We start from the raw sequence: 4,213 nt of genomic DNA, 5'->3' as shown, positions 1-4,213 counted from the left end.
GGCGACCGTCCCGGCCGCGGCGTCCGATGGGCCTGCTGCTGGCCGGAGTGGCGGCCGTGGCCGCCCTCGGCGTGGCCGCCGGGACCGTGGTCGTCCTGCAGAACGAGGAGAAGGCCGCCGCCACCCGGGCCGCCGGTGCGGCGGCCTCCTCCGCGGAGTTGCAGGAGCCCGCCGGGGAGCCCGTGGGCGAACCGGTCGGTGAACCCGTTCCCGAGCTCATCCCCGACGAGCCGCCCGCGGCCTCGGAGTCCCCCGGACCCGCGCCGAAGAGGAGGAGCCCCGCGCCGGAGCCCACGAGCGGCCCGAAGGACTCCGGGGAACCCGCGGCGGGCGACTCCCGGTCCCGTACGGACGACGGCGGCGGACGGGCGGCGAAGCCGACGCCGCGCCCGACGAGGAAGGCCACCCCCCGGCCGGAGGACGAGACGCTGCAGCCGGGCGACCAGCCGAGTGAGATCGGCGGCACCTTCGGGACCGTCCCCTCGCCGACGAATTCCGCCACCTGGTCCTCCTCCAGGCCCACCTCCAAGCCGACGGCCACCGCGAAGTCGACGCCCAAGCCGACCTCCAAGCCGGCGCCGAAGCCGAACCCCTACACGGCGGCCCAGGTGTGCGGGTCGGGCTTCAAGCAGATCAACTCCCACGCGCTCGGCCGCCGCGCGACGATCCACCTGCTCTACAACGCCGCCCGCAAGCAGAACTGCGTCGTCACCCTGTCCCGGTACGTCCACCCGGGCAAGGTCAAGATGAACGCGGTCCTCCAGGTGCGGGGCGGCTCGTCGAGGAGCAACCCCGGCAGCTTCACCGCCTACGCGGGCCCGGTACGGCTCACCGCCGCCAAGAAGTGCGTCATCTGGGGCGGCTCGCACGGCCCGCTGTCCTGGAAGAGCGGCTGGAGCCACTGCGGCTGACCTGCCGGGAGCGGCCGGTCGCGTTCCCGCCGGCGCGGCCGGAGTGGCTCGTCCGGCCTCCCGGGTGACTCGTCCGGAGTGGCTCGTCCGGCCTGCCGGGCGGGCTATGCGGTGGGTCCGGCCGCGGCCGCGGCGAACCGGCGGGCCAGGCGGGCGAAGGCCCGGGTCAGTTCGCCGGGCCCGACGACTTCGATGTCGGCGTCGTAGCGGGCGAAGGCGGCGGCGAGGCCGGGCCAGGACCAGGACCCGAGGGTGAGCCTGCAGCGGTCGGGGCCGATCTCCTCGACGATGCCGTCGGGGGTGTGCAGAGCGACGGCGGCGGCGGGCAGGCCGAGGACGACCGTGCCCCGGCAGGGCCAGCCGCCGGAGGCGTCGGCGGAGCCGCGGAACCTGCCGGCGACGAAGGCGGCCACGTCGCCTCCGGGCAGCGCCCTGGGCGTGAAGCGGGGGCCGTTGGGGGTGCGCAGCGTGATCCGGTCGGCGCGGAAGGTGCGCCAGTCCCGGCGGTCGAGATCCCAGGCGACGAGGTACCAGCGTCCGTCCCGGGTGACGACGTGGTGCGGCTCGGCACGCCGCGGGGGCGCGTCCGCGGCCGCGGCGCCGTAGTCGAACCGCAGCGTCTCGTGGGCGCGGACCGCGGCGCTGATCGCGAGCAGCACGTCGCCGCCGACGGACGCGCCGGATGGCCGGCGGGCCGTTCGACGGCGGTGACCTGCAGGGCGTCGACGCGGTTGCGCAGCCGGGCGGAGGTTTTCGGCATGAATGTGATTCTGCCCGAGGTAGGTGACACACCCTGGCACCTACCTCTGCGAGTTTCGGTCCCGCAACCGGAAAACCTGATCCGACGGAGTCATCATGGGCATCACCACCACTGTTCACCTGAACTTCCAGGACAGCGCCCGCGCGGCGCTGGAGTTCTACCAGTCCGTCTTCGGCGGCCGCCTCGTCGCGTTCACCAACGCCGACGCCCGGACCGTGCGGCACCCGGCCGACGCCGACCGGATCTCGTGGGGCGAGGTCCGGGCCGACAACGGCTTCCACGTCATGGCCTACGACGTGCGCGAGCAGCAGACCTACGACGCCGGCGACCGGGCGTTCTTCGTCTCCGTCCGCGGCCGGGACACCGACGAGATCACCGCCTACTGGAAGGGCCTGTCCGACGGCGCCACCGTCATCGAGGACCTCGGCCCGGCCGGCTGGACCCCGCTGTACGGCATGCTCAAGGACCGCTTCGGCGTCACCTGGGTCCTCGACGTCGCCGTCGAGTACGACGCCGGCTGACCCACCGCGCGGATGCGCGGTCCGCCGCCGGAGGAGTTCTTCGCGTGTGACACGCCACTGCGGCCTGAGACCCGCGGTGTGGCACACTGCGGGGCATCCGGATCGGCGGAAGCCTGCGAGGGAGGCGGTAGGTGAGCGGGTTGCGCACCTCCTCGGACGAGTACCCGGCCCGGCGCGAGGCGATGCTCGCCAGGCTCGCCGAGCTGGAGGCCGAGCACGCCAAGGCCGTCGCGGGCGGCGGCGCCAAGTACGTCGAACGGCACCGGGCGCGCGGCAAGCTGCTCGCCCGGGAGCGGATCGAGCTGCTGGTCGACCCCGACTCCGCGTTCCTGGAGCTCTCACCGCTGGCCGGTTGGGGCAGCGACTTCCCGGTCGGCGCGAGCGTGGTCACCGGCATCGGGGTGGTCGAGGGCGTCGAGTGCGTGCTCGTCGCCAACGACCCGACCGTGCGGGGCGGCGCGTCCAACCCGTGGACCCTGCGCAAGACGCTCCGCGCCGCCGACATCGCGCGGGAGAACCGGCTGCCGCTGGTCAACCTGGTCGAGTCGGGCGGGGCGGACCTGCCGACGCAGAAGGAGATCTTCATCCCGGGCGGGCGGATCTTCCGCGACCTGACCCGGCTGAGCGCCGCGGGGATCCCGACGATCGCCCTGGTGTTCGGCAACTCCACCGCCGGGGGCGCCTACGTGCCCGGGATGAGCGACCACGTGGTCATGGTCAGGAAGCGCGCCAAGGTCTTCCTCGGCGGTCCGCCGCTGGTGAAGATGGCCACCGGCGAGGAGTCCGACGACGAGTCGCTGGGCGGCGCCGAGATGCACGCCCGCGTCTCCGGCCTCGCCGACCACCTGGCCGCCGACGAGCACGACGCCCTGCGGATCGGGCGCCGGATCGTGCGCGGGCTCGGCTGGGTCAAGCACGGCCGCGCGCCGGGACCCGTGCGGGACCCGCTGCACGCCCCCGACGAGCTGCTGGGCATCGTGCCGGAGGACCTGCGGATCCCCTTCGACCCGCGCGAGGTGATCGTGCGGATCACGGACGGCAGCGAGTTCGACGAGTTCAAACCCCTGTACGGCGCGAGCCTGGTGACGGGGTGGGCGCGGCTGCACGGCCACCCGGTGGGGATCCTGGCCAACGCGCGCGGCGTGCTGTTCAGCCAGGAGGCCCAGAAGGCGGCCCAGTTCATCCAGCTGGCGAACCGGACCCGCACGCCGCTGATCTTCCTGCAGAACACGACCGGCTACATGGTCGGCCGGGAGTACGAGCAGGGCGGCATCGTCAAGCACGGCGCCATGATGATCAACGCGGTCTCCAACTCGACCGTCCCGCACCTCACGGTCGTCATGGGCGCCTCCTACGGCGCGGGCAACTACGGCATGTGCGGGCGGGCCTACGACCCCCGGTTCCTGTTCACCTGGCCGAGCGCCAAGTCGGCCGTCATGGGCCCGGCGCAGCTCGCGGGGGTGCTGTCCATCGTCGGCCGGGCCGCCGCCGAGGCCCGGGGCAGGCCGTACGACGAGGAGGCGGACGCGGCGATGCGCGCGATGGTCGAGGCGCAGATCGAGGCGGAGTCGCTGCCGTTCTTCCTGTCCGGGCGGCTCTACGACGACGGGGTCATCGACCCCCGCGACACCCGCACCGTCCTGGGCCTGTGCCTGTCGGCCGTCGGCAACGCCCCCGTCCCGGAGCCCGCGGGCTTCGGCGTCTTCCGGATGTGACCGTGATCCCATCGTCCTCACCGCCCCCGGCCCGCGCAGTGCCCTCGGCGTCCTCAGCGTCCTCCGCGTCCCCGGCCTCGCGGGGGGTCGCACCGTGATCCGCCGCCTGCTCGTCGCGAACCGGGGCGAGATCGCCCGCCGCGTCTTCCGCACCTGCCGCGACCTCGGCATCGAGACCGTCGCGGTCTTCTCCGACGCCGACTCCGGCGCGCCGCACACCGCCGAGGCCGACCAGGCCGTGCGCCTGCCCGGCGCCGCGCCCGCCGAGCACCTACCTGTCGGCCGGGCGGGTCGTCGAGGCCGCCG

General features: G+C 74.1%; 4 protein-coding genes and 1 pseudogene. 4 read left to right on the top strand and 1 reads right to left on the bottom strand.

Going from position 1 to position 4,213, the window contains the following annotated elements; all coding sequences use genetic code 11:
* Window positions 1-911 (top strand): annotated as a pseudogene (locus ACWJ6R_RS31195) (hypothetical protein); the annotation flags it as partial.
* 104 nt (window positions 912-1,015) lie between these two features.
* Here ACWJ6R_RS31195 and ACWJ6R_RS31190 read toward each other — a convergent pair.
* Window positions 1,016-1,570 (bottom strand): helix-turn-helix transcriptional regulator, encoded by a 555-nt coding sequence (locus ACWJ6R_RS31190; RefSeq protein ID WP_449065657.1) that lies wholly within the window; start codon window positions 1,568-1,570, stop codon window positions 1,016-1,018.
* A gap of 196 nt (window positions 1,571-1,766) precedes the next feature.
* Here ACWJ6R_RS31190 and ACWJ6R_RS31185 point away from each other — a divergent pair, with 196 nt between their 5' ends.
* From ACWJ6R_RS31185 to ACWJ6R_RS31175, 3 genes are all read left to right on the top strand, one after another.
* A complete protein-coding gene (locus tag ACWJ6R_RS31185; protein WP_449065656.1) occupies window positions 1,767-2,192 on the top strand; it encodes a VOC family protein in 426 nt (141 codons plus the stop codon).
* Window positions 2,193-2,374: 182 nt separating this feature from the next.
* A complete protein-coding gene (locus ACWJ6R_RS31180; RefSeq protein ID WP_449065658.1) occupies window positions 2,375-3,907 on the top strand; it encodes an acyl-CoA carboxylase subunit beta in 1,533 nt (510 codons plus the stop codon).
* 94 nt (window positions 3,908-4,001) lie between these two features.
* Window positions 4,002-4,213 (top strand): biotin carboxylase N-terminal domain-containing protein (locus ACWJ6R_RS31175; protein ID WP_449065655.1); only part of this gene is annotated, 212 nt, incomplete at its 3' end.

The sequence above is a fragment of the Planomonospora algeriensis genome, from assembly GCF_977012225.1.
The sequence above is the reverse complement of the archived record's forward strand: the minus strand, read 5'-3'. Positions and strand labels throughout refer to the sequence as shown.